Source organism: Steroidobacter agaridevorans (assembly GCF_009932555.1).
Classification (GTDB): domain Bacteria; phylum Pseudomonadota; class Gammaproteobacteria; order Steroidobacterales; family Steroidobacteraceae; genus Steroidobacter; species Steroidobacter agaridevorans.
On the sequence record NZ_BLJO01000012.1, the window covers coordinates 38,155 to 63,753 of the forward strand.

A 25,599-nucleotide genomic window follows, 5' to 3' on the forward strand; every position below is an offset into this window, starting at 1 on the left:
TGAACACATATCCGCGCCTGTATATCTTTTCCGCACTCGCAGGCGACGCCTGCAAAGGACTCCACGTGCCGGATGGCATTCAGATTCGTCGCCTGCAAGTCGTTGGCGAACGGGAAATTCAGGGCTTGAGCGAAGTGCTGATCGATTGCGTCGAAGGCGGCGCGTCGGTGAGCTTCATGCTGCCCATGACGGTCGAGAAGGCGCGAGCCTTCTGGGAAAAGGCGGCACAAAGCGCGCTGCGCGGCGAGCGAATGATCTTCGTGGCCGAAGACGGTTCGGGCGCCATCGTCGGCACGGTGCAGGTCGTGTTGGACCTGCCCGAGAACCAGCCGCATCGAGGCGACGTGTCCAAGATGTTGGTGCATCGGAAAGCGCGCCGGCTCGGTGTTGGTGCGGCGTTGATGACTGCCGCCGAACAAGGAGCCCTGAGTGCGGGCAAAACCGTGCTCGTGCTCGACACCGCCAGCGACGACGCCGAGCGCTTGTATCGGCGCCAGGGGTGGCAGTTCAGCGGCACCATCCCGGACTACGCACTCATGCCCAACGGTGCGTACTGCGCCACGCATTTCTTCTACAAGATGCTGAAACCTTCATGAGCGAATCGCGCCGCTCGCTGGCGCTGGTCCTGCTGGTGGCGACCATGGTGGTCTGGGGCAGCACGTTCGTCATCACCAAGGCCGCCGCCAAAGACATCGCGCCGATGATGCTGGCGACCTTGCGTTTCCTCACCGCCGCTATCGTGTTGCTGCCGTATGCCTGGCTGAAAGGCAATTGGCGCTCGTTGCCGAAGCCCATGCCCTGGGGCGCGCTGTTCGGCATGGCGCTCACGGGCATTGCCACGTTCACCATCGCGTTCAACTACGCATTGGTGTATGGCTCCGCTTCGCAGGGCGCGCTGATCTACGCGTTAGTGCCAGCGGCAGTCGCGATCGCCGCCGTCGTGTTTCTGAAGGAGCGGATGTCGCAGCGACGGATCGCCGGGATCGTGTTGTCCATCGTCGGCGTCGGCTTGGTCGCGCTCGGCGCGGAGTCCGACAGCTCGTCGCCGCAGCCTTTGCTCGGCGCGGTCTGGATGATCGGTGCAGTGCTGTCCTGGGCTGCGTACACGATATTCGCCAAGCGCCTGGCGGAAGTGGATCAGGCGGTAACGATCGCCCTGGTATCGCTCTTCGGCACGCTGATGCTCGTGCCGCTCGCGGCGATAGAGTTGTCGCACGCGCCGTGGCAAGCGCCGTCCACGCAGGCTTGGCTGGGTGTGATCTTCCTGGGAGTTGCGGCTTCGGCGCTGGCTTACATCGCTTATGGCTACGCGCTGCGCGAGCTGGAAGCCAATCTGGTCGGTGCTTTCATCAACCTGGATCCCCTCGTCGGCGTGCTCACCGCCGTCCTGTTTCTCGGCGAGACCCTGCACTCGGGTCAAATGCTTGGCGGTGCGATCGCGCTGGCCGGCATGTGGCTCGCGTCGAGCGGGGAAAATTAAACTCACAGGGAACTTTCGCGCGCTGTTGTTCGTTCTCCGCAACATGCCAATTATTAAGTCGTGGCCAGATTCCTGAAGCCGCGGCACTCAGCGGAATCCAGCAGCGACATGCGCAAACGTTTCGAAAAAGAGACGCACAACGGTTGGTACGTCTTCATCGCCGCGAGCATGCTCGCGATCTTCGTGGTGGACTTGCAGACGCGCGTCGGCGTGGCCACGTGGCTGTTCTATCTGATCCCGCTCGGCGCCTCCATTTTCCTGACCCGGCCGGGCGCACCCATCGCAGTGGCGGCGGTTTCGACGCTGCTGATCATCGTCGATTTCCAATTCTCGGCGGAGGGCACGGCGCCGCTGATCGCGATGCTGAACCGCACGTTTGCGACGGTCGTGATCTGGGCGTTCGCTTTCCAGACCCGCATGAGCATCATGTCGCGCCAGTCGTTGCGCAAGCAGGACTGGATGCGAACGGCCGAGTCGACGCTCTCGCAACGACTGCTCGGCGAGCTGACGCTGACCGATGTGGGCGAGCGGATCGCCACGTTCGTCAGCGAGTATCTGGGCGCCAGCGTCGGCGCTCTCTATGCGCGGCAGGACGCGGCAGGCGCCGTATTCATTGGCGGTTACGCAGTGCCGGCAGCCCATCCGGCGCGCGTCAGTATCGCGCTTGACGATGGCCTGGTCGGCCAGGTGCTCAAGGATCGCAAAGCCATTTATTTGAAGTCCGTGCCCGCGGGCGAGCTGGAGATCAGCGGTGCGCTCGGCACGATCCGGCCGAAGACGCTGATCGTCACTCCGGTGATCGCCGATGGCGAAACCCTCGGCGCGCTGGAGCTCGGCTTCATCGATGTGCCCGGTCGAGCCGATCTGGAACTGCTGGAGCTGTTGAGCGAGCCGATGGGCGTTGCGATTCGCACTGCCCGTCTGCGCACCGAGCGTGAAGAGTTGCTGCGTGCGACCCAGGCGCAGTCCGAAGAGCTGCAGACTCAACAGGAAGAGCTGCGCGTCAGCAACGAAGAGCTCGAACAGCAGAGCAATATGCTTCGCGACAGCCAGGCGCGCCTGGAAACCCAGCAGGCTGAGCTGGAGCAGACCAATGTTCAGCTGGAAGAACATATGCAGATGCTCGCGCATCAGAACGACGATCTGGATGCCGCGCGCCGCGAGCTGGTCGCCAAGGCCACGGAGCTGGAACGCTCCAATCAGTTCAAGTCCGAATTCCTCGCCAACATGTCGCACGAGCTGCGCACCCCGCTCAACAGCTCGCTGATTCTCGCGAAACTGCTGGCCGACAACGCGTCGGGCAATCTCACCGAGGAGCAGGTGAAGTTCGCCCGCAACATCTACTCGGCCGGCAACGACCTGCTCGAGCTGATCAACGACATCCTGGATCTGTCGAAGATCGAGGCGCGCCAGATCGACCTGAAGCGCGAGCACATCGGGCTGCGACCGTTGCTCGACAACATGGGCCAGATGTTTCGTCCCATGGCCGCGCAGAAACGGGTGGAGTTGGAGCTGACGCTCGCGTCGGATGCGCCGACCGAGCTGGAAACGGACTCGCAGCGGCTACGCCAGATACTGCGCAACCTGCTGTCGAATGCGTTGAAGTTCACCATGCAGGGCAAGGTCTCGCTCAAGATCTTCATGCGCGCGGGCAGCGGCGACATTGCGTTCGCCGTCGAGGACACCGGCATCGGCATTCCGCCCGACAAACAGGAAATCATTTTCGAGCCATTCCGTCAGGCCGATGGCACCACCAATCGCCGCTTCGGCGGCACCGGTCTGGGCCTGTCGATCTCGCGCGAGCTGGCCGCGATGCTCGGTGGTCACATTGAACTGCATAGCGAGTCGGGTCGGGGCAGCACGTTCACGCTCGTGCTCCCGCGCAGCATGCCGGCGCAGGAAGAGAAGGCGGATCGCGTTGTTCCGCTGCCGCCAGTCAGCGCGCCGGTGCGCAGTCGTGAGAGCAAAGTCACCGAGCGGATACCGCAGCCGGTCCCGTCGCTTGCCAATGGGGCCCGCTTGCTGCTCATCGTCGAGGATGACGCAACGTTCGCGCAGACGATTGCCATGCTCGCATCGGGTCTGCAGTTCGAATGCATGATCGCGCACACCGCCGACGAAGGCATCGAGATGGCGTTGAAGCACCGACCGACCGCCATCGTTCTGGACATTCGCCTGCCGGATCACACCGGTCTGACGGTGCTCGATCGTCTCAAGCACGATCCGGCGACCCGGCACATTCCGATTCAGGTCATCTCGGGTCACGACTACACGCATGTCGCGCTGGAGATGGGCGCCGCCAATGTGCTGCGCAAGCCGGTGGAGCGCGAGCAACTGTTGAGCTCGCTTACCGCTCTGGCAAGCAAGGCCAACGACGCTGCTACGCGCGCCGTGCTCATCGTCGAAGACAACGCCATGCAGCGTGACAGCATCGAGCATCTGCTGCGGTCCGAGCAGGTGCAGACGGTAGCGGTCGCTTCGGCCGCGGATGCGCTGGAAAAGCTGCGCTCGTCGACCTTCGACTGCATGGTGCTCGACCTGGCGCTGCCCGATGCATCGGGCTATGAGCTGCTGGAGAAGATGGCGACCGACGAGACGTATTCGTTCCCGCCGGTGATCGTTTACACCGGGCGCACGCTGTCCGCGGACGAAGAGCAGCAGCTGCGACGGTACTCCAAGTCCATCATCATCAAGGGAACGCGTTCGCCGGAGCGGTTGCTCGATGAAGTGACCTTGTTCCTGCATCGGGTGGAGGCGTCGCTGCCGGCGGAACAACAACGCATGTTGCGAGTGGCGCGCAGTCGCGAGTCCGTATTCGAGAAGCGCCGCATCCTGCTGGTGGAGGACGACGTGCGCAACGTGTTCGCAATCACGCGAGTGCTCGAACCGCATGGCGCGATTCTGGAAATCGCACGCAACGGCCGCGAAGCGCTCGATGTGCTGGCACGCAGCCCCGAGATGGATCTGGTGTTGATGGACATCATGATGCCGGAGATGGACGGCTTCGAAGCGACGCGGGCGATCCGCGCCGAACGGCGCTGGGCGAACCTGCCCATCATTGCGCTCACCGCCAAGGCCATGCCGGATGACCGGCAGAAATGCTTGCAGGCCGGGGCCAACGACTACATCACCAAGCCCATCGACATCGAAAAGCTCTTGTCGCTGCTGCGTATCTGGATGCCGGTGCGGCGAGGAGCGCCGCGTTGAGGCTGGATATCTCAGACGCTGAGATTCGCCAGCTGCTGGAAACGCTGTACCAGCGGTATCACTATGACTTTCGTCAATACGCCTCGGCCTCGTTGAAGCGCCGGCTGCTGCAGGCCCTGACGCATTTCCATTGCCAGACGCTGGCGCAGTTGCAGGAGCGGGTGTCGAGCGACGAGAGTGCGTTCCCGCGCCTGCTCGAATATCTCACCGTCCAGGTCAGCGATCTGTTTCGCGATCCCGAGTTCTTCCTGGCCGTGCGTACGCAGGTCATTCCGCTGCTGGCGACCTATCCGTCGCTCAAATTGTGGGTCGCGGGCTGCAGCACGGGTGAAGAGGCCTATTCGTACGCGATTCTGTTGGCCGAAGAAGGACTGCTGGAGCGCACGCGCATCTACGCCACTGACATCAACGATGGCAGCCTGCGCAAGGCGCAGCAGGGCGTGTACTCGCTCGACCGGATGAAGCAGTTCACGCTGAATCATCGCACGGCGGGCGGGCACGGCTCGCTGTCCGATTATTATCATGCCGCCAAAGACAGCGCGGTGATGGCGCCGAAGCTGAAACAACACATCACGTTCGCGGACCACAGCCTCGCGACCGACAGCATTTTTTCCGAAGTGCAGCTGGTGTCGTGCCGCAATGTGCTGATCTATTTCGACCGGACGTTGCAGGATCGTTCGCTCGGATTGTTCAACGATGCACTGTGCCGGCGCGGCTTCCTGTGTCTCGGCACCAAGGAGTCGGTGCGTTTCTCGGCGCATGCCCATCGCTTTCAGGAGATCAGCAGCGAGCAGAAGATTTATCGGAGGGTGGATTGATGACGGCGCCTGCCGCAGTCGTCATTGGGGGTTCGGCGGGCGCGCTCGAAGTGTTGCGTGCGATAGTGCGCGAGTTGCCGCAGCCATTATCCTGCCCGGTGGTGATCGTCATTCATCTGCCGGCGCATTCCAGCGGTCTCGCCGAGTTGCTGGGCGCCGAGACGCCGCTGATCGTCAAGCAGGCCGAAGACAAAGAGCCGATGGTCGGGGGCACGGTCTATATCGCGCCGCCGAGTTATCACTTATTGGTCGAGTCGCAACGGAGCTTCGCGCTCTCGGTCGATCCGCCGGTGCATTTTTCCCGGCCCTCCATCGACGTGCTGTTCGAGACGGCGAGCGATGTGTATGGGGCGGGCCTCATCGGAGTTTTGCTGAGCGGCGCCAGTGAAGACGGCGCCGCCGGATTGCAGGAGATTCACACGGCGGGCGGCACGACCATCGTGCAGTCGCCGCTTTCGGCCGAGGTCGCCATCATGCCGGCGGCGGCGCTGGCCTTGTTCGAGCCCACTTACATATGGTCGCCCAACGACATAGCCTTCGGTTTGACGAGCCTGCTGAGCGGGAGGTCGCCATGACCGAACGTTCGCGCATCCTGGTAGTCGATGACATCGAGGAGAATCTGGTCGCGCTCGAAGCGTTGCTGCGCCGGGACGATGCGGACATCGTCACCGCGCGCTCGGGCAACGAGGCGTTGGAGCTGGTCCTGCAACACGATTTTGCGCTGGCGTTCCTCGATGTGCAGATGCCGGAGATGAATGGCTTCGGGCTCGCCGAATACATGCGCGGCGCGGAGCGCTCCAAATATATTCCGATCATCTTCTTGACGGCCGGCACGGGCGAAGCGAATCGGGTGTTCCGCGGTTACGAATCGGGCGCGGTGGATTTTCTGTTCAAGCCGGTCGATCCGAACATCCTGCGTCACAAGACCGACACGTTCATCGCACTGGATCAACAGCGCAAGAAACTGGCCGAGCAGTATCAGCAGTTGCAGGAGAGCGAAGGGTTGCTGCGCGAGGCGGTGCAGGCGCGCGAAGATGTGCTGGCGGTCGTCTCGCATGACATTCGCAACTTTCTGCAGGCGATCAAGAGCGGCGTGCAAATGCTCAGCAAGCCGCCGGAGAAGCTGGGCGCCGATGCCCGGGCTGCGATTCATGGCCGGCTGTCGAGCACCGTCGATTTGATGAGCCGGGTGATCGCCGATCTGCTCGACATGGCGAGCATTCGTTCCGGTCGCATCGAAGTGAAACCGCGGCCGGAGATTGCCGCGCACCTGGTGAATGAGGCCATCGCCGTGCATGAGCCGTTGGCACAACAGAAGGGCATTCGATTGACTGCGGAATGTGATGCGGTGGCGGCCGCGGTGCTCTGCGACCGTGAGCGCGTGCTGCAGGTGTTCTCGAATCTGCTGGGTAACGCGATCAAGTTCTGTCGCCACGGCGATCAGATCCGCGTGCGTCTGCAGAAGATGGAAGATCACATTCAGGCGTCGGTCGTCGACTCGGGGCCGGGTATTGCCAGCGAGGATCTGCCGCTGGTGTTCGATGCCTATTTTTCGGGCGCCAGTAACCGGCGCAATGGCACCGGTCTCGGGCTCTACATCACCAAGCGCATCGTCGATGCGCATGACGGCCGCATCTGGATCGAGAGCGAGACGGGCAAGGGCACGGCAGTGCATTTCACATTGCCGTTGGCGAAGCCGGAGCAGCCGTGACTAGAGGAAGTATTCCTTCTTGCCGATCTTCAACACGCTCAATCGTTTGTGCAGATAGGTCCGGCGGACGCCGAGGTCGGACGCGGACTGGCTGATGTTGCCCTTGTTTCTTTTCAGCGTGGCGATGATGAAATCGCGCTCGCTGCGGTCGCGGAAGGTCCTGAGCGCGGAGCTGTCGTGCCGTTCCTCGACTCCGTCGGTCGCGGACAGGATCTCCTCGGGAACATCGAGGACGGTGATCCGCTCGCCGCTCATCACCGACATGCGTTCCAGCACGTTCTGCAACTCGCGAACGTTGCCGGGCCACGCGTAGCGCTGCAGCTCGGCGACGACTTCCTCGTCGATCGGCTTCTCCTTGAGATTGTTCTTCTTGCTGAGCTGGCGCATCAGCACGGCGATCAGCTCAGGGAGGTCTTCGATACGCTCGCGCAGGGCGGGCACTCTCATCGGCACGACGTTCAGCCGGTAGAACAGGTCTTCTCGAAAGCGCTGTTCCGTTACCTCTTTCTTCAGATCCTTATGAGTGCCCGAGACGACGCGCACATCGACTTTGGTCACCGTCTCGGAGCCGATTTTCTGAATCTCGCCGTTCTGCAGGACGCGCAGGATCTTCGCCTGCGCCGACACCGACAAATCCGCAATTTCATCGAGAAAGATCACGCCGCGATGTGCGACCTCGAACAAGCCTTTCTTGCTGGCGGTGGCGCCGGTGAATGCGCCGCGTTCATGTCCGAACAGCTCGCTTTCAATCAGGCTGTCCGGAATGGCGGAGCAATTGACCTTCACGAAAGCCTGTTCGGCTCGCTCGCTGTGCGCGTGGATACTGTTGGCGACCAGTTCTTTGCCCACGCCGCTCTCGCCGGTGATCAGCACGTTCGCGTTGCTTTTCGCCACCCTCGCTATATCGACGACCAGTTTGCGGATCGCGCCGGACTGACCGACGATTTCACCCGATGAGGACTGCGATTCGATGAGCGCGAGCTGGGTCCGCAATTTGGACATATCCAGGCAGCGCCGCACCGTGGTGATCAGCTTTTCCGAACTGAACGGTTTCTCGAGGAAATCGTAGCCGCCGATCTTCACGGCCTGCGCTGCCTCTGTCAGCGTCGCATTTCCGGAGATGAAGATTGCTGGCGCGGTAATGCCGTCCGCCTGCATGCGCTTGAAGAATGACAAGCCGTCGATCTCACCCAATCGGATATCGACGATCACCGCATCGACAATGCGTCCATGCAGGGTACGCAGCGCACTCGAGACATCGAGTGCGGTGACAACGTCCATTCCCTCCTGGCCCAGGGCAAGCTCGATCGCTTTGCAGATGTTCTTCTCGTCATCGAGCACGAGCACGACGGGACGCGCGGTGGTGGTCATGCCGGCGCCCGTGGCAATGTGATGACGAACTGCGGATGCCCATCGCGTTCCTGGTATCGAATGTCGCCGCGATGCTCGATGACGATCTTCTTCACGATCGCGAGTCCCAGTCCCATGTTGTCCTTGCTGGCATGAGTGGAAAAGTACGGGTCGAAGATGCGTGGCGCGATCTCGGCGCGCACCGGATCCCCATCGTTCATGACCCTCACTTCCACGTTGCGCTCATCCGCACCGACCGAGATGGCGAATCGCACCTCGCGACCGGGATTCGCTTCCACGCCATTGCGCACCAGGTTGACGAGAACTTGCCTGAACAACGGCGCGTCGACATCGGCGTACAAGTCCGCGACTCCGGTGGGCTCTCTCAGCTCCAACGCTGTCGAGGACAGGGTGTTCGAGATCGCCCGCAGCTGCTGGCGCAGCAGTTCGAGGACGTTCGCGCGAGTGGGTTGAACCTGCGGCAAACGAGCGAATTCGCTGAACTTGTTGACCGTTGACTTCAGCTGCTGCAACTCCTCGGCGACCATCGTCTCGGTGGCGTTCAAGTGGGTCACGAACTCCTCCGAAGTCTTGGACTGGTAGGCCTTGGAAAGCGACGTGACCAGCACTTCGATGGGGGTCAGCGGGTTCTTGATCTCGTGAGCAAGCATCTTCGCGAGCTCTTGCCACGACGACATCTCGCGCAAATAGCGCACCTGCTCCCGCTGATGCAAAAGCTCATCGACAGCAGTTCGATAGCTATTGGCGACGCGACGGCTGAGTAACGTCGCCACCGCCAGCGACACGAGCACGGCCATGCCGAGGCCCAGCCCGAAGTAGATCTTCAATGGCTTCTCGATGCTCTGGCTCACCAGCTCGGGAGCCAGATAGATCTGCCTGAGCGCTTCAACGTCGTCGAACTGCGCGCGATAGTGCTCGCGCTGCGCGCTATCGAGCTTCCCCAACGCTCGCAGATTGACCGACGATTGCTCCAGCACCCGCGCCACGTCCTTGTTGAACCCCAGGTGTAAGCTGGTCCGTAAGGTAGCTTCCAACAAATAGAAGGACGCGAGCAGCGGTACCGCCGCCATCACCAGCAGCGTTACGAACAGCAACCAGCCGACTCTAGCGCGATTCAAGAGGCACGCTGCCGAGACGGAAAGGCTCGGTCGTGAGCGTCTGTTGCCAGACGGCCGCGGCGTCCGCGCCGCTGGTATATTGCTCGAAGATTCGCTCCATGATCGCGCTCGATACCGACGCGTCGCCGACGCCTAACGCGCCCGCCGGATCGAGTGTGGAGCGCTTGTTGTTCTTCGCCACCCATTTCCTGATTTCCTCCAGGCGCTCGCGATCGATCGGATTGAGCAGCACGACCGCCCGCATGACCAGCTCGACGTCCGCCGGCAGGCCGCTGGTCGGAAACAGCTCGGAAAATGTGATCTGCTGCAGTTCGCGAATCACCTGCTGGGCTTCCCGGTAGGTCGCGGTATCCAGGCTGATTCCGTCCAGGGTCCGCGTCAAGGTGAACGTTTCGTCCCAAAGATCGTACCTGATGGCGATCTCGACGGAGCGGGCGCGCAGCTCGCGTGCTGCCTGATGCAATGTCAGCCGGATCATCAGCCGGCTGGTGAGGCCGCTGGTGAGGTCGCGGCCAAAACTCTCCGGAAGCGATGTTCCCTGAAGGCGGGCGCCCAGGTGATTGTCGACTCGCACGGCAGCCAGCTCCGCGGCCCAGGAGTTCGTCGTCGCGAGGGCCAGGAGAATCGCCAGCACCCCTTTCATCGCTGGGGATCCTGGGTGGCGATCAGATACAGATCGACGATGCCAAATGCCGTGGTGTCGAGCCGCACTCCGGCCTTCACCCCGACTTCGTAGATCCGCTCGTCGCCACTGGTGTATCCGGCGGTGCCTACACCCGGCTCGATGTACCAGCGCCCGCGCTTGACGCCTTCGCTGGCCTGCAAAGACCGCCCATAGCTGATCGAGAGCAACTGGCTTTCGTCGAAGGACGTTCGATACTCGGGGCTCGGCGAGCCGCCCAGCTTCACCGTGAGCAGGCTGTCGTCGAGTTGCCAGGTGCGGCGAAACTGCACATGCGAGCGATTCGCGGGCGACCCCGAACCGAAGTCCCAGCCGGCGCCGATGTGAAAGCTGAACCCCTGCGTCGGAAAATAGAGATCGTCCTCCGAGTTCCAGCCGTAGATGAGTCCATAGCCGTGTTGCCGGTCGCGGACCGTGACGTCGAAGTCGGTCGGCCCGCCGAAGTCCCACTCGCCGGTGACCCACTGCGCATTGGGACGGAACGTCGCGCTGAGCGTGAAATAGGAGAAGTCGCCAAATCTGCGCCCGACGCGCAGGTCGATCTCGGCGCCTTCGAAATCGGAAAAGTTGCCGTAAATGTCGCGACGGCTCGCGTTTATCCAGCTCGCTCGGGCTACCGCGAAATAGCTGTCCGAGCCAAACAGATTCGGATCCGCGTAGCGCAGGTGAACCTGATACTGCTCGTCGTACGGCTCGCCGGCGAGCGGCGTCGCGGCCACCGCGGCCAGGTCGAGAGTCTTGCCGGCGCCGAACAGATTCTGATGGGCGACCCGGCCGGCGATCACGCTGCGTGTCGCATCCAGGCGCGATGACAAGCCAACGAGCGATTCCGTCGTGATGGGACTGGCTTCGGTCACCTCGATCACGACAACGACGGCGTTGCGCTGCGCGCCCTTCTCGAGCCGTACATCGACGGCTTCGAAGTTTCGCAGCGACGACAGCCTGAGTTGCGCGTTGCGCAGCTCCACTTCGCTCAGCGGCATGCCCGCCGACAGGTTGAGATGGCTGCGAATGAAATCGCAGGAGGTGGAATGGTTGCCTCGGCATTCCACGTTCTGGACCCGCAGATTCGATTCTTCCGACGCGTGCGCGCCGCCCGCCGCCGCCACGGCGAGCAGCAGAGTTAGTGTCGAGAGTTTCATGGCCGGCCCTGGACCAGAAGCGGAACGCGGCGCTGGCGCAGAGTTCGCCAGCGCGCCGTATATATATTGTCGATTCATTGTAACAGCTCCCTGATCCGGTTCTTACGAGTTGCGCATTGAACTCGTGGAGCCAGATAGCAAGGGCTGTGCCAATCACGCGTGAGGCGTCAGATGCCTCATATCATGCCGAGGGCGGGAGCAGGCGGCGTGAGGAAGGTGTCCAATTTAGTAGACACCTGTCCGCACGCAGTGGGCAGGGCTGCTACCAGTTGAACAGCGTGCCGTCCTCGAGGCGGTTCACTGGCAGGCTCGCCGGCCGATAGGGATATTTCGCGGCCAGCGCTTCGTCGATGTCGACACCGTGTCCCGGCGCTTCGCCCGGATGCAGTTCGCCATTCGAGAACGTGTACGCGTGCGGGAACACTGCGTCGGTTTCGTCGGTGTGGCGCATGTATTCCTGAATGCCGAAGTTCGGCACCCACAGATCGAAATGCAACGCTGCGCCCATGCAGACGGGCGACAGATCGGTCGCGCCGTGGAAACCGGTTCTCACATTGTTCAATTCGGCGAGGTGCGCGATCCGGCGGACGTGACTGATGCCGCCGGCGTGCACGATGGTCGTGCGGATGTAATCGATCAATTGCTCATCGAGCAGCTGCTTCGCGTCCCACACCGAGTTGAACACTTCGCCGACGGCCAGCGGCGTCGTGGTGTGCTGGCGAATCGTGCGGAAGCCTGCCTGGTTTTCAGCGGGCGTGGCGTCCTCCAGCCAGAACGGACGGAACGGTTCGAGATCCTTGCCGAGGCGGCCGGCTTCGAGCGGCGTCAGGCGATGGTGCACGTCGTGCAGCAGATGCACGTCCCAGCCGAGCGTCTCGCGGGCGGCGGCAAACAACTTCGGCACGGTCGGCAGATATTTGATCGTCGACCAGACATTCTCGGTGGGCTTCGCGGCGTCGGCCGGCTCGTAGTAGAGCTTGTCCTTGGAAACGCCATAGGTCGACGCCAGGCCGGGCACGCCGCTCTGCAAGCGGATCGCCTTGTAGCCCATCTCCTTGTACTTCTTCGCCTGCGCGATGGTCTCGTCGAGGTCTTTGCCGTTGGCGTGGCCGTACACCATCACGCCCGTGCGGCTCGCGCCGCCGAGCAGGTCGTACAGCGGCATGTTCGCGTTCTTGGCCTTGATGTCCCACAAAGCAACGTCGACCGCGGCGATCGCGGTCATGGTGACAGGGCCTCGACGCCAATAGGCGCCGCGATAGAAGAACTGCCAGATGTCTTCGATCTGGCGCGCGTCGCGGCCGATCAAACAGGGGACCACGTGATCCGTGAGATAGCTGGCCACCGCGAGCTCGCGGCCATTCAGGGTGGCATCGCCCAGGCCATACACGCCGCTCTTGGTCGTGATCTTGAGGGTGACGAAGTTGCGGCCCGGGCAGGTGATGATGACGCGGGCGTCGACGATGGTGTGCATGGCTCAAGTCGCAGAGTCGGGTATTGGTCATGCCACTCTGGCCTGACCAATTGCGGATGTCAACGATTGGCTGCCCAATCTGTGGCGCCGAGCCCGATCGGCCGGAACCCGCCTACTTGTTGGCGGCGTAACGCTTGCGTTGCTCGGCGATCTGCTGACGCGCGCGCTCCAGTTCCTGGACTTCGGTGGCCTTGAGCAAGGCATCGATGACGCGCGTCAAATGCTCGCGCATCGCCTCGCGGGCGCCATCGGCGTCACGTTGGCGAAGCGCTTTGAGGATCGCGGTGTGCTCGTCGATTCGAGGCTTGACGCCGGTCGCCCGCACCTTGGCGCTGAGCGAGCGACTCTGCGGTGAGCGGGTGCGCGCATCCCAGAGCATTTTCACGGCCGCGAGAATGCCGCTGTTCTGAGTAGCGGTCGCGATGACCTCGTGAAAACGGCGGTCGGCGTCCTCGCTGAGCATGATGTCATGCTCATTTTCCGTGCGCATTTCGTTGAGCAGCGCAGCCAGCTCGGCGAGTTGGGAATCGTCGATGCGAGTGGCGGCAAGCGCGCACGCTTCGCCTTCGATGGAGCGCCGCGCCTCGAGCAATTCGAACGGGCCAATATCGGTCGCGCCGGCTTTGCCGCCGGGCGGTTCGGTGTTCATGACATACACGCCGGAGCCGACGCGCACTTCGACGAGGCGATCCAGTTCCAGCGCAATGATGGCTTCACGAATCGTCGGACGCGACACCGAGAAGTTCTGCGCCAGCTCGCGCTCCGAGGGCAGGCGCTGGCCGACCTTGTACTCGCCTCGCGCTATGCCGCTCGCCAGCTTCTGCGCGATGCGCTCGTACAGTCGCTGGGTGTCTGCGGCCATTTTGGGGGTTCGCGGGTCGGTGGCGGGTGAGTCGCATTATTGCTGGCTTGACCAATTGTCACAAGCGACCCACCCGGCGAATTCAGTTGAATCCACCGACCGGCCGGATGCCCTGGGCAGGCGATTACGGCATCTGGCCTGACCATACTTGGCCAATTGGTCAGGCCAATTTCCTAGTGATGAGCTCGGGCCATTGCTATGCTATGCGCCACTGTTTCCTTGCTGAGATCGCGATGGACCTGGGCATCCTGGAGACCGGCGCGCCGCCGGCGGATCTGAAGAATCGGTTTGGCTCGTATGGCGATATGTTCCGGCAGATGTTGGGGCCGGACTACCGTTACGCCTATTACGACGTGCGCGGCGGTCACCTGCCCGAGCAGGCCGATCGCCACGATGCATATCTCATCACTGGCTCCGCTTCCGGTGTGTATGACGGCGATGCGTGGATCGAGCCGCTGAAGCAATTCATTCAGCAGTCGTCCGGTCGCACGCCCATGGTTGGTATTTGTTTCGGTCATCAAGTCATGGCGGAGGCGTACGGCGGGCGCGTGGCGAAATCGCCGAAAGGGTGGGGCGTGGGGCTGCACAGCTATGAGATCAAACGGCGCGCTGACTGGATGAATTCGGATGCCGGGTTGCAGCTGAGCATTCCGGTGTCGCATCAGGATCAGATCATCGAGCTGCCGGTGGATGCGAAGGTGCTCGCGGCTAGCGAATTCACGCCTTATGCCGTGCTCGAGTATCCGGAGCGGCGGGCGATTTCGTTTCAGGGTCATCCGGAGTTCTCGCCGGAGTATGCGACGGCTTTGATCGATCTACGGCGAGGGACGCGGTATCAGCAGGAGTTTGCGGATGCGGCGGCTTCTTCTTTGCAGAAGCCGAACGATGCGCATCGTGTGGCCGGCTGGATCCGGAATTTTTTGGGAGCCCACCCGCCCACCCAGGGTTGACAGGGCTAACGCCCTTCGTGCCCGGCCTTCGCCGGAAGATCGCCCGTTCCGAGCCGAAGGGCTAGCGCCCTTTGCGGCCGGGGTGCGCTGGGCGTTCTGGCGCGGGCCAGGCGACTGTGACTTGCAGTCCACCTAGGTCCGAACGCAGCAGCGTGATGGCGCCGCGTGTGGCGTCCACCAGATCGTTCGCAATGGCGAGGCCGAGGCCGTGGCCGGAGCCGGCCTCGTCGAGTCGTCCGCCGCGCATCAGTGCTTCGGCGATCTTTTCCGATTCGATGCCGGGGCCATCGTCCTCCACCGATAACAATCCGCCTTCGACGGCTTGTCCGGTAATCCGAACGCGTCGGCGTGCATAACGCGCTGCGTTCTCGATCAGCGCGCCTGCGATCTCGAGCAGATCTTCGCCGGCGACGGGCAAGTGCAGGTCTTCGGGAATATTGACCTCGAACACCAGCCTCGCGCCGAACTCCGTCTTTTCCACGACACCGACCAGCGATTCGATCAGCGGCAGCGCGATCGTGGTATCGCCGCTGGGAGCCGCGCGAATGGCTGCGGCGCGACTGCGAGCCAGCTCGCCTTCGATTGCAGACGTCGCTGCGGCGATGGCTTGATCCAAGCCGTCAGCTGCTTCAGTCGCGCCAGCCTCGCGAGCACGACGACTCTGCGCCGACAAAGCCGCGAGCGGTGTTTTCAAGCCATGGGCGAGATCGGCGGCGCGACGGCGTGCACGACTCAAATCTTTCTCGCGCGCGTCCGCTAGCTCGTTGATCGCCAGGGTGAGCGGCTCGATCTCGGTGACGTGCGCCGCGACGATGCGCTCGCGAGGGTTGCGCTTCAATGTTTCTACTTCGTTACGCACGTGACGCAGCGGTCGCAGGCCCAGCTCGACTTGCACCCACGCGGCGGCGGACAAGATGAACCAGAGAATCGCAAGGAACAACGCCAGCTCCTCGCCGAATTCCTCGCTCGCTTCGTGCAGCGATCGTTGCTCGTGCGCCAATTGAATCAGGACATCGGCGCCCGCCCGCTCGGGGCGAATGAAGCGTTCGACCAGCAGCACCTGCTGATTGAACGGCCCATCGAGGGTGCGGCTCTTCCACTCCAATGAATTGACGTTCCTGGGATCGGGCAGATGCTGATCCCACAGGGATCGCGAATTCAACGCGCCTTGCGGCGTCGAGACCTGCCAATACAGGCCGCTGGCGGGCTCGAAGAAACGGGCGTCGCCCGGCTCGTGCTCCAGTGCGGGTGTGCCGTCAGTCGCGACGGAGAGTGCCGCGGCGAGTTGCAGGCCGTCGCGGATCAGGTCGGCTTGGACGCGGCGCTCCACATGACGCTCGAACAGCAGCGTCATGGCCACCCAGGCCGCCGCCAGGGCGAGGAAGATTGCGATCGCGGCGCCCAGCAACAGCCGAACGCGCAAGGATCGCGGCATCACCCACCGTCACCCGCGAGCAAATATCCAAAGCCGCGGCGGGTCTCGATCACCTGCGGGCCGATCTTGCGTCGCAGCCGCACGACCAGCGCTTCGATGGCGTTGGAATCGCCGGGCTCGTCGGCGCCATACAAATGTTCCGCAAGCTCGCCGGCCGAAACGGCGCGGCCGCTTTGATGAGCGAGATAGTCGAGGAAACGAAATTCCAATTGTGACAGTCGTAGCGGGCGGCCGCCGAAAGTGGCCGACATGCGATGCGTGTCGAGCACGAGCTCGCCGACTTCGATGGTCGAAGAAGCCCGGCCGGCGGCGCGCCGGACCAGTCCGCGGATGCGTGCGATCAGCTCGCCCATCTCAAAAGGTTTGCCGAGATAATCGTCGGCGCCGGCTTCGATGCCCGCGACTTTTTCGGTCCAGTCGTTGCGGGCCGAGAGAATCAACACAGGAAACGTTCGCTGCGCACTGCGCCAGCGCTTCAGCACCGACAGGCCGTCGATGCGAGGCAAGCCGAGATCCAGCACCGCGACGTCGTAATCCTCGACGCTGCCTTTGTACCAGGCGTCTTCGCCTTCGCTGGCGATGTCCACGACGAAGCCGGCGCTCGACAAGGCTTGCGCCACGTCCTGCGCGACCGCTGCTTCGTCTTCGATCACCAGGGCTCGCAAATCAATCGTCCTCGATCTTGATCACGTTGCCGGTGCGGGCGTCTATTTTCACTTCGCGCACGCGGCCGTTGCCAGTGAGTATTTTTATTTCGTAGATCAGCCCGATCTTCTCTTCTTCCAGCTCCACCTCGATCACGTCGCCGGGCACCTGCTGGTTGGCGATGGCCAGGATCTTGACCAGCGGCAGCACTTCGCCGCGCTGTAGGGCTTCGCGCACCACGGTGTGCTCTTTCTTCCGGTCTTTTTTGTCGGCCAGTCCGGTGGATACGCCCAGCGACAGCGTGCTGAGCAGCAGGATAAGGGCCACTGCAAGTCTGGATTTCATGGCGTTACTGTGACTGCCAGGCGCTGACGCCAAGCTGACGAGGGGTGACGGCCTGCCGTCAGCATGCCCTGCGTAGATTGGGTCGCCATGGCAGCCCGATGCTTTGCTTGGTGAAGCGGGCCGCTGATTTGCAGGCAGTTTTACACAGGAGAAGACTCATGACTATTGGCACGAGCGGCGTGCGCGCCGTGATGCTGGCGACGGTGGTGACGATGACGGGCGCGGCAGGCGCATCGGCCTGGGCGCAGAACCCGCCCGAGTCTGTCGTCCAGGTACCCGCGAATGCGCTGAGCGTGGGCGAAATCGAGAGCCGTCTCACCGCGCAGGGCATCAAGGTCAAGGAGATCAAGGTGCGCGATCTGCTCGCCGAGGTCGAGGGCTATGACGCGCAGGGCCGCGAGATCGAGTTGATGATCGATCGCCGCAATGGCGAGACGCTGTCACACGAGTATGACGACGACGATCGCAAGAAGCGCAAGTAACGGCGTGACAACGGTCGCTCCCGAACGGGAGCGACCGTTACTGTTTGCTCAGGGCGAGGACAGCCCCAGCTGAATCTGCTTCGCCGCGTTGGCGTGCACGACGGTCAACGCCGCCATGTTCACAATACGGCGCACCGTCACCGACGGTGTCAGGATGGTCACCGGCGCGGCGCAGCCGAGCAGAATCGGCCCGATCGCCACGTTCTGACCGGCGGCGGTCTTCAGCAAGTTATAAGCAATATTCGCCGCATCCAGATTCGGCAGCACCAGCAGGTTCGCCGAGCCATGCAGCGCCGTCTCCGGCAGCGCCGTCTTGCGGATTTTCTCATCGAGCGCCGAGTCGCCGTGCATCTCGCCGTCGATCTCGAGCTCCGGCGCGCTGGCTCGCACGAGCTCCAGCACGCGGCGCATCTTCAGCGCCGACGGTGCGTCGCTGGTGCCGAAATTCGAATGTGAGATCAGCGCGATCTTGGGCTCGATGCCGAAGTTTCTGACTTCTTCAGCGGCCATGAGGGTGATCTCCGCCAGTTGCTCGGCGGTCGGATCCAGGTTCACGTGCGTATCGACGATGAACAAGTTCCGGTCGGGAAGAACCAGCGCGCTCATCGCGCCGTAAACGCTCGTGCCCGGCTTCTTGCCCAGCACGCGGTCGACGTATTTGAGATGGCGGCCGCTGCTGCTGATGGTGCCGCAGATCAAGCCATCGCCTTCGCCTTTCTTCATCAGCATCGCCGCGATCAGCGTCGTGCGCCGGCGCATTTCGAGCTTGGCGTACTGCGCGGTGACGCCCTGGCGGCCCATCAGTCGGCGATAATCTTCCCAGTATTCGCGATAGCGCGGATCGTACTCGGGATCGACATTCGAGAAGTGCTCGTCGCGCTTCAGTCGCAATCCATATTTCTGGATGCGCTTGTCGATGACGGCGCGCCGGCCGATCAGGATCGGACGGCCCAGCTTCTCGTCGACCAGAATCTGCGCGGCCCGCAACACGCGTTCCTCTTCACCTTCGGCGAAGATGATGCGCGAATGTTCCTTGGCGACGCGACGGGCAGCGGCGAACACCGGCTGCATGAACGTGCCGCTGTGATACACGAACTGCTGCAGCTTCTGACTGTACGCGTCGAAGTCCTGGATCGGGCGCGTGGCCACGCCGCTGTCCATCGCCGCTTTCGCCACCGCCGGCGCGATCTTCACGATCAAGCGCGGGTCGAACGGTTTCGGAATGATGTACTGCGGACCGAATGTAAGATTTTCTGTGTTGTAGGCGCTGGCGACGATGTCGTTCTGTTCCTGGCGCGCCAGTTCGGCGATCGCATGGACCGCGGCGATTTCCATCGAGCGGGTGATCGTCGTTGCACCAACATCGAGCGCGCCCCGGAAAATATAGGGGAAGCACAGGACGTTGTTCACTTGATTCGGATAGTCGGTGCGGCCGGTGGCCATCACCGCGTCGCTGCGCACGGCCGCGACTTCTTCGGGCAGGATTTCCGGCGTCGGATTCGCGAGCGCCAGAATCAAGGGGCGCGGCTTCATGGTCGACACCATCTGCGGCTTCAACACGCCGCCGGCCGAGAGGCCCAGGAATATGTCGGCGTCGACCACGATTTCGGCGAGCGTGCGCTTATCGGTCGGCTGTGCGAATCGCTCCTTCTCGGGATCCATCAATTCCTTGCGGCCCGCGTACACGACACCGGCGAGGTCGGTGAGCCACACGTTTTCGCGCGGCAGGCCGATGTCGACGAGCAGATCGACGCAGGCGAGCGCGGCGGCGCCCGCACCGCTGACCGCCAGCTTCACCGATTTGATGTCCTTGTCGACCACCTGCAAACCGTTCAGCACGGCGGCCGCGACGATGATGGCAGTGCCATGCTGGTCGTCGTGAAACACCGGGATTTTCATGCGCTCGCGCAGGCGGCGCTCGATGATGAAGCACTCCGGCGCCTTGATGTCCTCGAGGTTGATGCCGCCGAAGGTGGGCTCGAGCGCGGCGATCACGTCGACCAGGCGGTCGGGATCGTTCACATCCAGCTCGATGTCGAACACGTCGATGCCGGCGAATTTCTTGAACAGCACGGCTTTGCCTTCCATCACCGGCTTGGCGGCCAGCGGCCCGATGGCGCCGAGGCCGAGCACGGCCGTGCCGTTGGTGATGACAGCCACCAGGTTGCCGCGCGCGGTGTAACGGAATGCCGCCAGAGGATCGTCGGCAATCGCTTCGCACGCCGCAGCTACGCCGGGCGAGTACGCCAGCGCCAGATCGCGCTGGTTGGTCAATTGCTTGGTGGCCGTGATGGCCAGCTTTCCAGGCGTCGGCAGCTCGTGATAGGCGAGGGCGGCCTGGCGGAGATTATCGCGCGCGTTAGCTGATAAGGAGCTGTCTTGACTCATTCACCGGGACTCTTTGACGACCCTAAAGAACAATTCATGCAGATTTGGGGGCGTCACTGTATGCGATTCACGCGTCTCCTGCATACAAGTTGCGAAAGGGTACTGGAGCCGGCCGCCGCGACGGCCTATCCTATGCAACGCCTACCGCTCGGTAGGTGAATCAGGTTATGAGTAATCACACGGACATGACCCACTCCTGTGACTTTGTCGCGCCCATCCGCCGCTCGAAAGAGGTCAAGGCGGTTTGCGCGGCCTTGCGTGCCTTGGTCGAGCGCGGCGAGCTGCGAAGCTTTCAAGAAGGCAAGCTGCGCGTCGGCCGCATGCCTGTCGATATCGAATGGCCGGACGGACGAATCAGCCGGCTGCGCATTGACATCGAAGCCGCGACGCTGACGTTCGCTGCCTTGCTGGAAGCGGGCGCCGGCTCGGCGTTGTATCGGGAATTGAAGACGCTGGCGCGCGCCGCGCAGACGCCGGGCCGGGACGCGGCCCGCATCGATCCGGCAAGAGCAATGTTGCGCGTCACAGAACAGGGCGGCGCAGTGTCGTGGTCGATCGTCGTCACTCGCGGCGAGTACGAATACTGCACGCGACGCTTGATCGAGCTGGCGCGCGAGGCGCTGGCGCTCGCGATCGAAGCGCCGCCGCTTGCCCAAAACTATCAGCCGGCGGTCGCGAACTAGTTCGCCGACGAATGCCGGCAGGTGTTGGGACCGGCGCGGCTGTCATTAAGTTTCAAAGCAGGTTGACTCGGCGACGGTGAGCGGGCTAGATGCCGCGTTCTCAACGCAGCCAAGATTCCTGAAACGTCGCATGACTGCCCCAGCTGTCCTCGTCGTCGAGGATGATCCGGGTCTTCGAGTGCTGATTGCCCGCGCGCTCCAGCAGAACGGTTTCGCCGTTTATCAGGCCCGTTCCGGGCCGGAGATGTGGAATTCGCTCGAGCAGCGCCCGGTCGATCTGATTCTTCTCGACATCATGCTCCCCGGCCACAGCGGCATCGACTTATGTCGCGAGCTGCGCGCGCGCAGCGATACGCCGATCATTTTCGTCAGCGCCAAGGGCGATGAAACGGATCGCGTCATCGGGCTGGAGCTCGGGGCGGATGACTACATTCCCAAACCGTTCGGCACGCGCGAGCTGCTGGCGCGAATACGCGCGGTGCTGCGTCGTCGCCCCAGCAACAGCGATCCGAATCAGGCGCGCGAGGAAAAAGTACGGTTCGCGGGCTGGATGGTCGATCTGCGCCGTCGGTCGGTGTTGTCGCCGAGCGGTGCGAGTATTGACCTCACGGGCGCCGAATTCGACCTGCTCACCGCCTTCATCGGCAGTCCGCAGCGCATTCTCGGACGCGATCGGTTGATCGAACTGTCGCGCGTGCGCTTGGGCGATGCCTCCGACCGCAGCATCGACGTGCTCGTCAGTCGCCTGCGACGCAAGCTCTCGAACGCGGGGCAGCCGGCGCCGATCAGCACCGTGCGTGGCGTCGGATACATGCTGACCGCTGACGTGACTCACGATTGAGATGCGCATCACGCTCGTCCCTCGGGGTGCTCTAGCCAGTGTGCTCGCCGTGGTCACGATCACGGCCATCGTCGGCTTGACCGCGAATACGTTGCTGTACGAGGGCGCGAGCCGCTTCAGCCTTCGCGAAGAAGAGGCGCGCCGCACCTCGGAGCACATCGTCGTCGTCGCTCGCATGCTCGAGCGCGAAGAGCCCGAGCGTCGTTCCAAAATCGTCGACTTCAGCTCCACCGAACATTTCAAGCTCGGCTGGTTTCGCCAGCCGATCGATCCGGGTGAGCGCTCCGACGCGCTGGTGCAGATGCATCGGCAGATGGTGTTGTGGGAGCCGAGCCTGCGCGGCAAGGACCTGCGTCTGCACCTGGGCTCGGCGGGAAATGCAACGGTGGTCATCGGCTCGCTGCAACTCTCGGATGGCTCGTGGCTGCATTTCCGCGCGCAGGACCTGGTCGGCGAGTGGCCGCTCAAGTTGCAGCGGGTCTTCATTGCCAGTCTGCCGATGGTCGCGCTGGTGGTGATCGCGCTCGTGACATTGCGCGTCATCCTGCGGCCGCTGGGCTTGCTTGCCGATGCGGTCACCCGCGTGGGATACGGCAATTCGACGGTGCTGGAAGAGCAGGGCCCGGCCGAGTTCCGGCGTTTGATCCGCGCATACAACGATATGCAGGGTCGCATTGTGACGATGATCAAAGATCGGACTGAAGCGCTCGCTGCGGTAGGCCACGATCTGCGGACGCCGTTGGCGCGGCTGCGGCTGAGCGTCGACGGTGTAAACGAGGTGCAGACGCGCGATGCGCTGATCCATGACCTCGACGAGATGGAGCTGATGCTCGACTCGCTGCTCACGTATTTCCGCGGCGACGATCATGCCGAGAAGCCGTGTCTCGTCGATCTGGCCGTGCTGCTCGCGACCGTGGTCGATGATCTGCAGGATCGCGGCTACGACATAACCTATTTCGGACCCGAGCATTGCGATGCGAGGTTCCGGCCCGTCGAGTTCAAGCGCGCCTTGAGCAATCTCACCAACAATGCGGTTCAATACGGCAATCGCGCGTGGGTGTACTTGTCCGTGGATCACGACGCCCTCCGCATTCGCGTCGAGGACGACGGGCCCGGCATTCCCGAAGCGGACATGCAGCGCGTTCTGGAGCCCTTTCAACGCCTCGATCCCGCTCGTCAACGCAATACGTCCGGGGTCGGTCTGGGCATTCCCATTGCCGTACGCGCCGTCGCCGCCGCCGGCGGCAAGCTGATTTTGAGCAATCGTCGCGAAGGCGGACTGTGCGCCGAAGTGGTGCTGCCGCGCGAGGATCACGGGCAGCAACACTTTGTAACGAACCGGCCGTAGACCAGCAAAACGACCCCGGCACTCTCATACCTCGACAGATTCTCAGTTCGAGGTTGAGATGAACGAAGTCATCGGTCGTGTGTTCAAGTTCGAAAAGCATGTGTTCGCACGTCATGCGGACCTGTACAACCGATTGGCGACCAAGGGCCAAAGTCCCAAGGCGCTGATGATTTCCTGCGCGGACTCGCGCATCGTCCCCGAGCTCATCCTGCAAGCCGAGCCCGGTGACCTGTTTGTCACGCGCAATGCGGGCAACATCGTGCCGCCGTTCGCGCAAATGAATGGCGGCGTTTCATCGGCGGTCGAATACGCGGTGCTGGCGCTCGGCGTGACCGACATCATCGTGTGCGGCCACTCCGGATGCGGCGCGATGGAAGGGCTGCTCAAACCCGGCGCGCTCGATGAGATGCCCAACGTCGCCGCATGGCTGCGTCACTCGCACGCTGCAATAGGCGTCGTGCGCAAGTGCTATCCGGATCTCGAAGGTCGCGATCGATTGCGCGCGCTGACGCTGGAAAACATCGTTTGTCAGCTGGCGCATTTGCGCACTCATCCTTCCGTCGCTGCTGGCATTGCGCGAGGAGCCATCGCTCTGCACGGCTGGTATGTCGACATTCACTCCGGCGCCATTTCCGCACTGGATGAGAAGAGCGGCGAGTTCACGGCCGTGCGTGACGATACGCCGTTGCCCGTCGCGCTTCCGCATGCGCCGCGTCTGGCCGCTCACCAGGCATTGAGCCGCATCGCCTGAGGCTGACCCCATGAGCTCCACTGCGAATGCGGCGGGAATGTCCCGTCAAAGTATCTTTGTGCGCGACTTCACCGCGTCGATCGTGGTGTTTCTGGTGGCGATGCCCTTGTGCATGGGCATTGCCATTGCCTCGGGCGTGCCGGCCGAGAAAGGCCTGATCACCGGCATCATCGGCGGCATCATCGTCGGTGCGCTTGCGGGCTCGCCGCTGCAAGTCAGCGGTCCGGCGGCGGGCCTCGCCGTCATTGTGTTCGAGCTGGTCCGCCAGTACGGCATCGCCGCTCTCGGTCCGATGTTGCTGCTCGCGGGCGGATTTCAGTTCATCGCGGGCGCCGCGAAGCTGGGTGGATGGTTTCGCGCCATATCGCCGGCCGTCGTGCACGGCATGCTGGCGGGCATCGGCATTCTGATCTTCATCGGTCAGTTCCATGTGTTGTTCGGCGATCTGCCCAGGCCGAGCGGCGTGGAGAATCTGCTGGCCATTCCGGTCTCGCTGTTCCGCCTGTTCACCGAAGCGCACTCCACGGTCAGCGCCTTTGCCGCCGGCCTCATCACGATCGTGTCCATGTTGGCTTGGGAACGCTTCAGGCCTTCGACTCTGCGTCTGATTCCTGGCGCGCTGGTCGGCGTGACGCTCGCAACGTTGGCTGCGTACTTCCTGCAGCTCGAGCTCACGCGCGTCGATGTTCCTGAATCCATCTTCGCCAGCCTGGCCTGGCCGGTGCTGGCCGATGTCACCGGCTTGTTGAGCCCGCAGTTCATCGCGACCGCGCTGGCCGTCGCATTCATCGCCAGCGCCGAAACGCTGATCTCCGCTGCCGCGGTGGATCGTATGCACGATGGTGTGCGCACCGACTACAACAAAGAGCTGCGTGCGCAGGGCATTGGCAACTTTCTGTGCGGAGCCGTCGGCGCCTTGCCGATGACCGGCGTCATCGTGCGCAGCTCGGCGAACATCCAGGCCGGCGCGATGACTCGTGCGTCCGCCATCCTGCATGGCGTGTGGATCCTCGCGTTCGTGATGGGGCTGCCCTGGTTGCTGCGTGAGATCCCGATGGCTGCGCTCGCCGGCGTGCTGGTCGTGACCGGCTGGCGCCTGGTGAGCGTGGATCATGTGAAGCACCTCTACCATCACTACGGCGTGATGCCGGCGCTGATCTGGGCGAGCACGCTGTTCATGGTGGTCACCACCGATCTGTTGACGGGCGTGCTGACCGGCCTGGTGCTGTCGCTGCTCGAGCTCATGCCTCATCTGCGCGATCTGAAACTCGATGTCACTGTCGAGCAAAAGGACGCGCACATCGAGCTGCAGTTTCGCGGCCGCGCGACGTTCCTGAGCCTGCCGCGGCTCACCAAGATTCTCGACGAGCTGCCGAACGGCGGTCACATCCGTCTGAATCTCGCGGCGCTGACGGTACTGGATCACACCTGCGCGGAAGTGCTTGCCGACTGGATTCAGCGCAGCCGCAAAGCCGGCACGCGCGTGGAGCTGGTAGGCACGAACGAAATGCATGCCAGCAATCCTCATCGCCGCCTCGCCGAGGCCGCGAGCCTGTGAGGCAGCCCATGCCAGCAATTTCAGAGGAGAAGACCATGAAGACGATTCGTTCTCTCTCAGCGGCTCTGGCCCTTGCGGGTCTGTTCGGTGTGGCTGGCGTGGGCGCCGCCGACGCGAACGAGAGCGCGCCGGCGAATGCCAACTGCCGGCAAGAAACCAAGCGCGTCGCGGTGTGGCCGCGAACCGCGCCGAAAGCGCCGGCCATGGCGCGTTTCGAAGATCGCCAGGTGACGGTGTGCGATTCCAAAGCTGCAGCGAAGCGCCCGGCCGATGAGCAGTTGCAGGCGAAGGACGACGGCAATTAACCG

General features: G+C 62.9%; 24 protein-coding genes. 14 read left to right on the top strand and 10 right to left on the bottom strand.

Annotation, left to right across the window (positions count from 1 at the left end):
* Positions 1–65: 65 nt before the first annotated feature.
* The 6 genes from GYH35_RS32575 (at position 66) to GYH35_RS32600 (ending at position 7,216) form a co-directional block, all read left to right on the top strand.
* The gene (locus GYH35_RS32575) at positions 66–596 is read left to right on the top strand and encodes a GNAT family N-acetyltransferase (RefSeq protein ID WP_202624959.1); all 531 of its coding nucleotides are present in this window, start codon (positions 66–68) and stop codon (positions 594–596) included.
* Entirely contained in the window at positions 593–1,480 is an 888-nt protein-coding gene (locus GYH35_RS32580; protein WP_161815462.1) for a DMT family transporter, read from the top strand. Before GYH35_RS32575 ends, GYH35_RS32580 begins: the two co-directional genes overlap by 4 nt.
* A gap of 108 nt (positions 1,481–1,588) precedes the next feature.
* On the top strand, positions 1,589–4,687 hold the full coding sequence (locus GYH35_RS32585; RefSeq protein WP_161830552.1) for a response regulator: 3,099 nt from the start codon (positions 1,589–1,591) through the stop codon (positions 4,685–4,687).
* A complete protein-coding gene (locus tag GYH35_RS32590) occupies positions 4,684–5,505 on the top strand; it encodes a CheR family methyltransferase (RefSeq protein ID WP_235936898.1) in 822 nt (273 codons plus the stop codon). Before GYH35_RS32585 ends, GYH35_RS32590 begins: the two co-directional genes overlap by 4 nt.
* Positions 5,505–6,080 carry a chemotaxis protein CheB gene (locus GYH35_RS32595; protein ID WP_161830553.1) on the top strand — a complete coding sequence of 192 codons (576 nt, stop codon included), beginning with the start codon at positions 5,505–5,507 and terminating at the stop codon, positions 6,078–6,080. Before GYH35_RS32590 ends, GYH35_RS32595 begins: the two co-directional genes overlap by 1 nt.
* A complete protein-coding gene (locus GYH35_RS32600) occupies positions 6,077–7,216 on the top strand; it encodes a hybrid sensor histidine kinase/response regulator (protein ID WP_161830554.1) in 1,140 nt (379 codons plus the stop codon). Before GYH35_RS32595 ends, GYH35_RS32600 begins: the two co-directional genes overlap by 4 nt.
* Here the strand turns inward: GYH35_RS32600 and GYH35_RS32605 are convergent, their stop codons facing one another.
* From GYH35_RS32605 to GYH35_RS32630, 6 genes are all read right to left on the bottom strand, one after another.
* Positions 7,217–8,587 (bottom strand): sigma-54-dependent transcriptional regulator, encoded by a 1,371-nt coding sequence (locus GYH35_RS32605; RefSeq protein WP_161815458.1) that lies wholly within the window; start codon positions 8,585–8,587, stop codon positions 7,217–7,219.
* Positions 8,584–9,705, bottom strand: coding sequence for a sensor histidine kinase (locus tag GYH35_RS32610; protein ID WP_161830555.1), 1,122 nt, complete (start codon positions 9,703–9,705; stop codon positions 8,584–8,586). Before GYH35_RS32610 ends, GYH35_RS32605 begins: the two co-directional genes overlap by 4 nt.
* Positions 9,692–10,348 carry a hypothetical protein gene (locus tag GYH35_RS32615; RefSeq protein WP_161830556.1) on the bottom strand — a complete coding sequence of 219 codons (657 nt, stop codon included), beginning with the start codon at positions 10,346–10,348 and terminating at the stop codon, positions 9,692–9,694. The genes GYH35_RS32610 and GYH35_RS32615 overlap by 14 nt, the downstream gene beginning before the upstream one ends.
* Entirely contained in the window at positions 10,345–11,529 is a 1,185-nt protein-coding gene (locus GYH35_RS32620; RefSeq protein ID WP_161830557.1) for a BamA/TamA family outer membrane protein, read from the bottom strand. The genes GYH35_RS32615 and GYH35_RS32620 overlap by 4 nt, the downstream gene beginning before the upstream one ends.
* Before the next feature lie 262 nt (positions 11,530–11,791).
* Positions 11,792–13,003 carry a D-mannonate dehydratase ManD gene (gene manD / locus GYH35_RS32625; protein ID WP_129644403.1) on the bottom strand — a complete coding sequence of 404 codons (1,212 nt, stop codon included), beginning with the start codon at positions 13,001–13,003 and terminating at the stop codon, positions 11,792–11,794.
* 112 nt (positions 13,004–13,115) lie between these two features.
* On the bottom strand, positions 13,116–13,865 hold the full coding sequence (locus GYH35_RS32630) for a FadR/GntR family transcriptional regulator (RefSeq protein ID WP_161815453.1): 750 nt from the start codon (positions 13,863–13,865) through the stop codon (positions 13,116–13,118).
* 233 nt (positions 13,866–14,098) lie between these two features.
* Between GYH35_RS32630 and GYH35_RS32635 the strand changes: the two genes are divergently transcribed.
* The gene (locus GYH35_RS32635) at positions 14,099–14,815 is read left to right on the top strand and encodes a glutamine amidotransferase-related protein (RefSeq protein WP_161815452.1); all 717 of its coding nucleotides are present in this window, start codon (positions 14,099–14,101) and stop codon (positions 14,813–14,815) included.
* A gap of 61 nt (positions 14,816–14,876) precedes the next feature.
* On the opposite strand, the gene GYH35_RS32640 is transcribed toward GYH35_RS32635, so the two are convergent.
* The 3 genes from GYH35_RS32640 to GYH35_RS32650 are packed head-to-tail and all read right to left on the bottom strand — an operon-like array spanning position 14,877 to position 17,240.
* Positions 14,877–16,250: a sensor histidine kinase gene (locus GYH35_RS32640; RefSeq protein ID WP_161830558.1), complete on the bottom strand. Its 1,374-nt coding sequence runs from the start codon at positions 16,248–16,250 to the stop codon at positions 14,877–14,879.
* Positions 16,250–16,915, bottom strand: a complete 666-nt coding sequence (locus GYH35_RS32645; protein ID WP_161815450.1) for a response regulator transcription factor — start codon at positions 16,913–16,915, stop codon at positions 16,250–16,252. The genes GYH35_RS32640 and GYH35_RS32645 overlap by 1 nt, the downstream gene beginning before the upstream one ends.
* A gap of 1 nt (position 16,916) precedes the next feature.
* Positions 16,917–17,240, bottom strand: a complete 324-nt coding sequence (locus tag GYH35_RS32650; RefSeq protein ID WP_161815449.1) for a PepSY domain-containing protein — start codon at positions 17,238–17,240, stop codon at positions 16,917–16,919.
* Between the two features lie 158 nt (positions 17,241–17,398).
* Here GYH35_RS32650 and GYH35_RS32655 point away from each other — a divergent pair, with 158 nt between their 5' ends.
* Entirely contained in the window at positions 17,399–17,722 is a 324-nt protein-coding gene (locus GYH35_RS32655; protein ID WP_161830559.1) for a PepSY domain-containing protein, read from the top strand.
* 48 nt (positions 17,723–17,770) lie between these two features.
* On the opposite strand, the gene GYH35_RS32660 is transcribed toward GYH35_RS32655, so the two are convergent.
* The gene (locus GYH35_RS32660; protein WP_161815447.1) at positions 17,771–20,110 is read right to left on the bottom strand and encodes an NADP-dependent malic enzyme; all 2,340 of its coding nucleotides are present in this window, start codon (positions 20,108–20,110) and stop codon (positions 17,771–17,773) included.
* Between the two features lie 167 nt (positions 20,111–20,277).
* On the opposite strand from GYH35_RS32660, the gene GYH35_RS32665 reads away from it, so the two are divergent.
* The 6 genes from GYH35_RS32665 to GYH35_RS32690 all read left to right on the top strand — a co-directional run bounded on the left by GYH35_RS32665 (position 20,278) and on the right by GYH35_RS32690 (position 25,596).
* Positions 20,278–20,793, top strand: coding sequence for a hypothetical protein (locus tag GYH35_RS32665; RefSeq protein ID WP_161830560.1), 516 nt, complete (start codon positions 20,278–20,280; stop codon positions 20,791–20,793).
* A 130-nt stretch (positions 20,794–20,923) separates the two neighbouring features.
* Positions 20,924–21,634 (top strand): response regulator, encoded by a 711-nt coding sequence (locus tag GYH35_RS32670; RefSeq protein ID WP_161815445.1) that lies wholly within the window; start codon positions 20,924–20,926, stop codon positions 21,632–21,634.
* A gap of 1 nt (position 21,635) precedes the next feature.
* On the top strand, positions 21,636–22,982 hold the full coding sequence (locus tag GYH35_RS32675; protein ID WP_161815444.1) for an ATP-binding protein: 1,347 nt from the start codon (positions 21,636–21,638) through the stop codon (positions 22,980–22,982).
* A 58-nt stretch (positions 22,983–23,040) separates the two neighbouring features.
* Positions 23,041–23,733 carry a carbonic anhydrase gene (locus GYH35_RS32680; RefSeq protein ID WP_161815443.1) on the top strand — a complete coding sequence of 231 codons (693 nt, stop codon included), beginning with the start codon at positions 23,041–23,043 and terminating at the stop codon, positions 23,731–23,733.
* Positions 23,734–23,743: 10 nt separating this feature from the next.
* Positions 23,744–25,291, top strand: a complete 1,548-nt coding sequence (locus tag GYH35_RS32685; RefSeq protein WP_202624943.1) for a SulP family inorganic anion transporter — start codon at positions 23,744–23,746, stop codon at positions 25,289–25,291.
* A 35-nt stretch (positions 25,292–25,326) separates the two neighbouring features.
* Positions 25,327–25,596 carry a hypothetical protein gene (locus GYH35_RS32690; RefSeq protein WP_161815442.1) on the top strand — a complete coding sequence of 90 codons (270 nt, stop codon included), beginning with the start codon at positions 25,327–25,329 and terminating at the stop codon, positions 25,594–25,596.
* The last annotated feature ends 3 nt before the right edge of the window (positions 25,597–25,599 follow it).

Coding starts and splice junctions, on each gene's coding strand:
- GYH35_RS32670 (WP_161815445.1), top strand. CDS start 20,924: ATGACTGCCCCAGCTGTCCTCGTCGTCGAGGATGATCCGGGTCTTCGA.
- GYH35_RS32655 (WP_161830559.1), top strand. CDS start 17,399: ATGACTATTGGCACGAGCGGCGTGCGCGCCGTGATGCTGGCGACGGTG.
- GYH35_RS32585 (WP_161830552.1), top strand. CDS start 1,589: ATGCGCAAACGTTTCGAAAAAGAGACGCACAACGGTTGGTACGTCTTC.
- GYH35_RS32595 (WP_161830553.1), top strand. CDS start 5,505: ATGACGGCGCCTGCCGCAGTCGTCATTGGGGGTTCGGCGGGCGCGCTC.
- GYH35_RS32665 (WP_161830560.1), top strand. CDS start 20,278: ATGAGTAATCACACGGACATGACCCACTCCTGTGACTTTGTCGCGCCC.
- GYH35_RS32630 (WP_161815453.1), bottom strand. CDS start 13,865: ATGGCCGCAGACACCCAGCGACTGTACGAGCGCATCGCGCAGAAGCTG.
- GYH35_RS32600 (WP_161830554.1), top strand. CDS start 6,077: ATGACCGAACGTTCGCGCATCCTGGTAGTCGATGACATCGAGGAGAAT.
- GYH35_RS32660 (WP_161815447.1), bottom strand. CDS start 20,110: ATGAGTCAAGACAGCTCCTTATCAGCTAACGCGCGCGATAATCTCCGC.
- GYH35_RS32640 (WP_161830558.1), bottom strand. CDS start 16,250: ATGCCGCGATCCTTGCGCGTTCGGCTGTTGCTGGGCGCCGCGATCGCA.
- GYH35_RS32615 (WP_161830556.1), bottom strand. CDS start 10,348: ATGAAAGGGGTGCTGGCGATTCTCCTGGCCCTCGCGACGACGAACTCC.
- GYH35_RS32685 (WP_202624943.1), top strand. CDS start 23,744: ATGAGCTCCACTGCGAATGCGGCGGGAATGTCCCGTCAAAGTATCTTT.
- GYH35_RS32620 (WP_161830557.1), bottom strand. CDS start 11,529: ATGAAACTCTCGACACTAACTCTGCTGCTCGCCGTGGCGGCGGCGGGC.
- GYH35_RS32675 (WP_161815444.1), top strand. CDS start 21,636: ATGCGCATCACGCTCGTCCCTCGGGGTGCTCTAGCCAGTGTGCTCGCC.
- manD (WP_129644403.1), bottom strand. CDS start 13,003: ATGCACACCATCGTCGACGCCCGCGTCATCATCACCTGCCCGGGCCGC.
- GYH35_RS32635 (WP_161815452.1), top strand. CDS start 14,099: ATGGACCTGGGCATCCTGGAGACCGGCGCGCCGCCGGCGGATCTGAAG.
- GYH35_RS32690 (WP_161815442.1), top strand. CDS start 25,327: ATGAAGACGATTCGTTCTCTCTCAGCGGCTCTGGCCCTTGCGGGTCTG.
- GYH35_RS32650 (WP_161815449.1), bottom strand. CDS start 17,240: ATGAAATCCAGACTTGCAGTGGCCCTTATCCTGCTGCTCAGCACGCTG.
- GYH35_RS32605 (WP_161815458.1), bottom strand. CDS start 8,587: ATGACCACCACCGCGCGTCCCGTCGTGCTCGTGCTCGATGACGAGAAG.
- GYH35_RS32680 (WP_161815443.1), top strand. CDS start 23,041: ATGAACGAAGTCATCGGTCGTGTGTTCAAGTTCGAAAAGCATGTGTTC.
- GYH35_RS32580 (WP_161815462.1), top strand. CDS start 593: ATGAGCGAATCGCGCCGCTCGCTGGCGCTGGTCCTGCTGGTGGCGACC.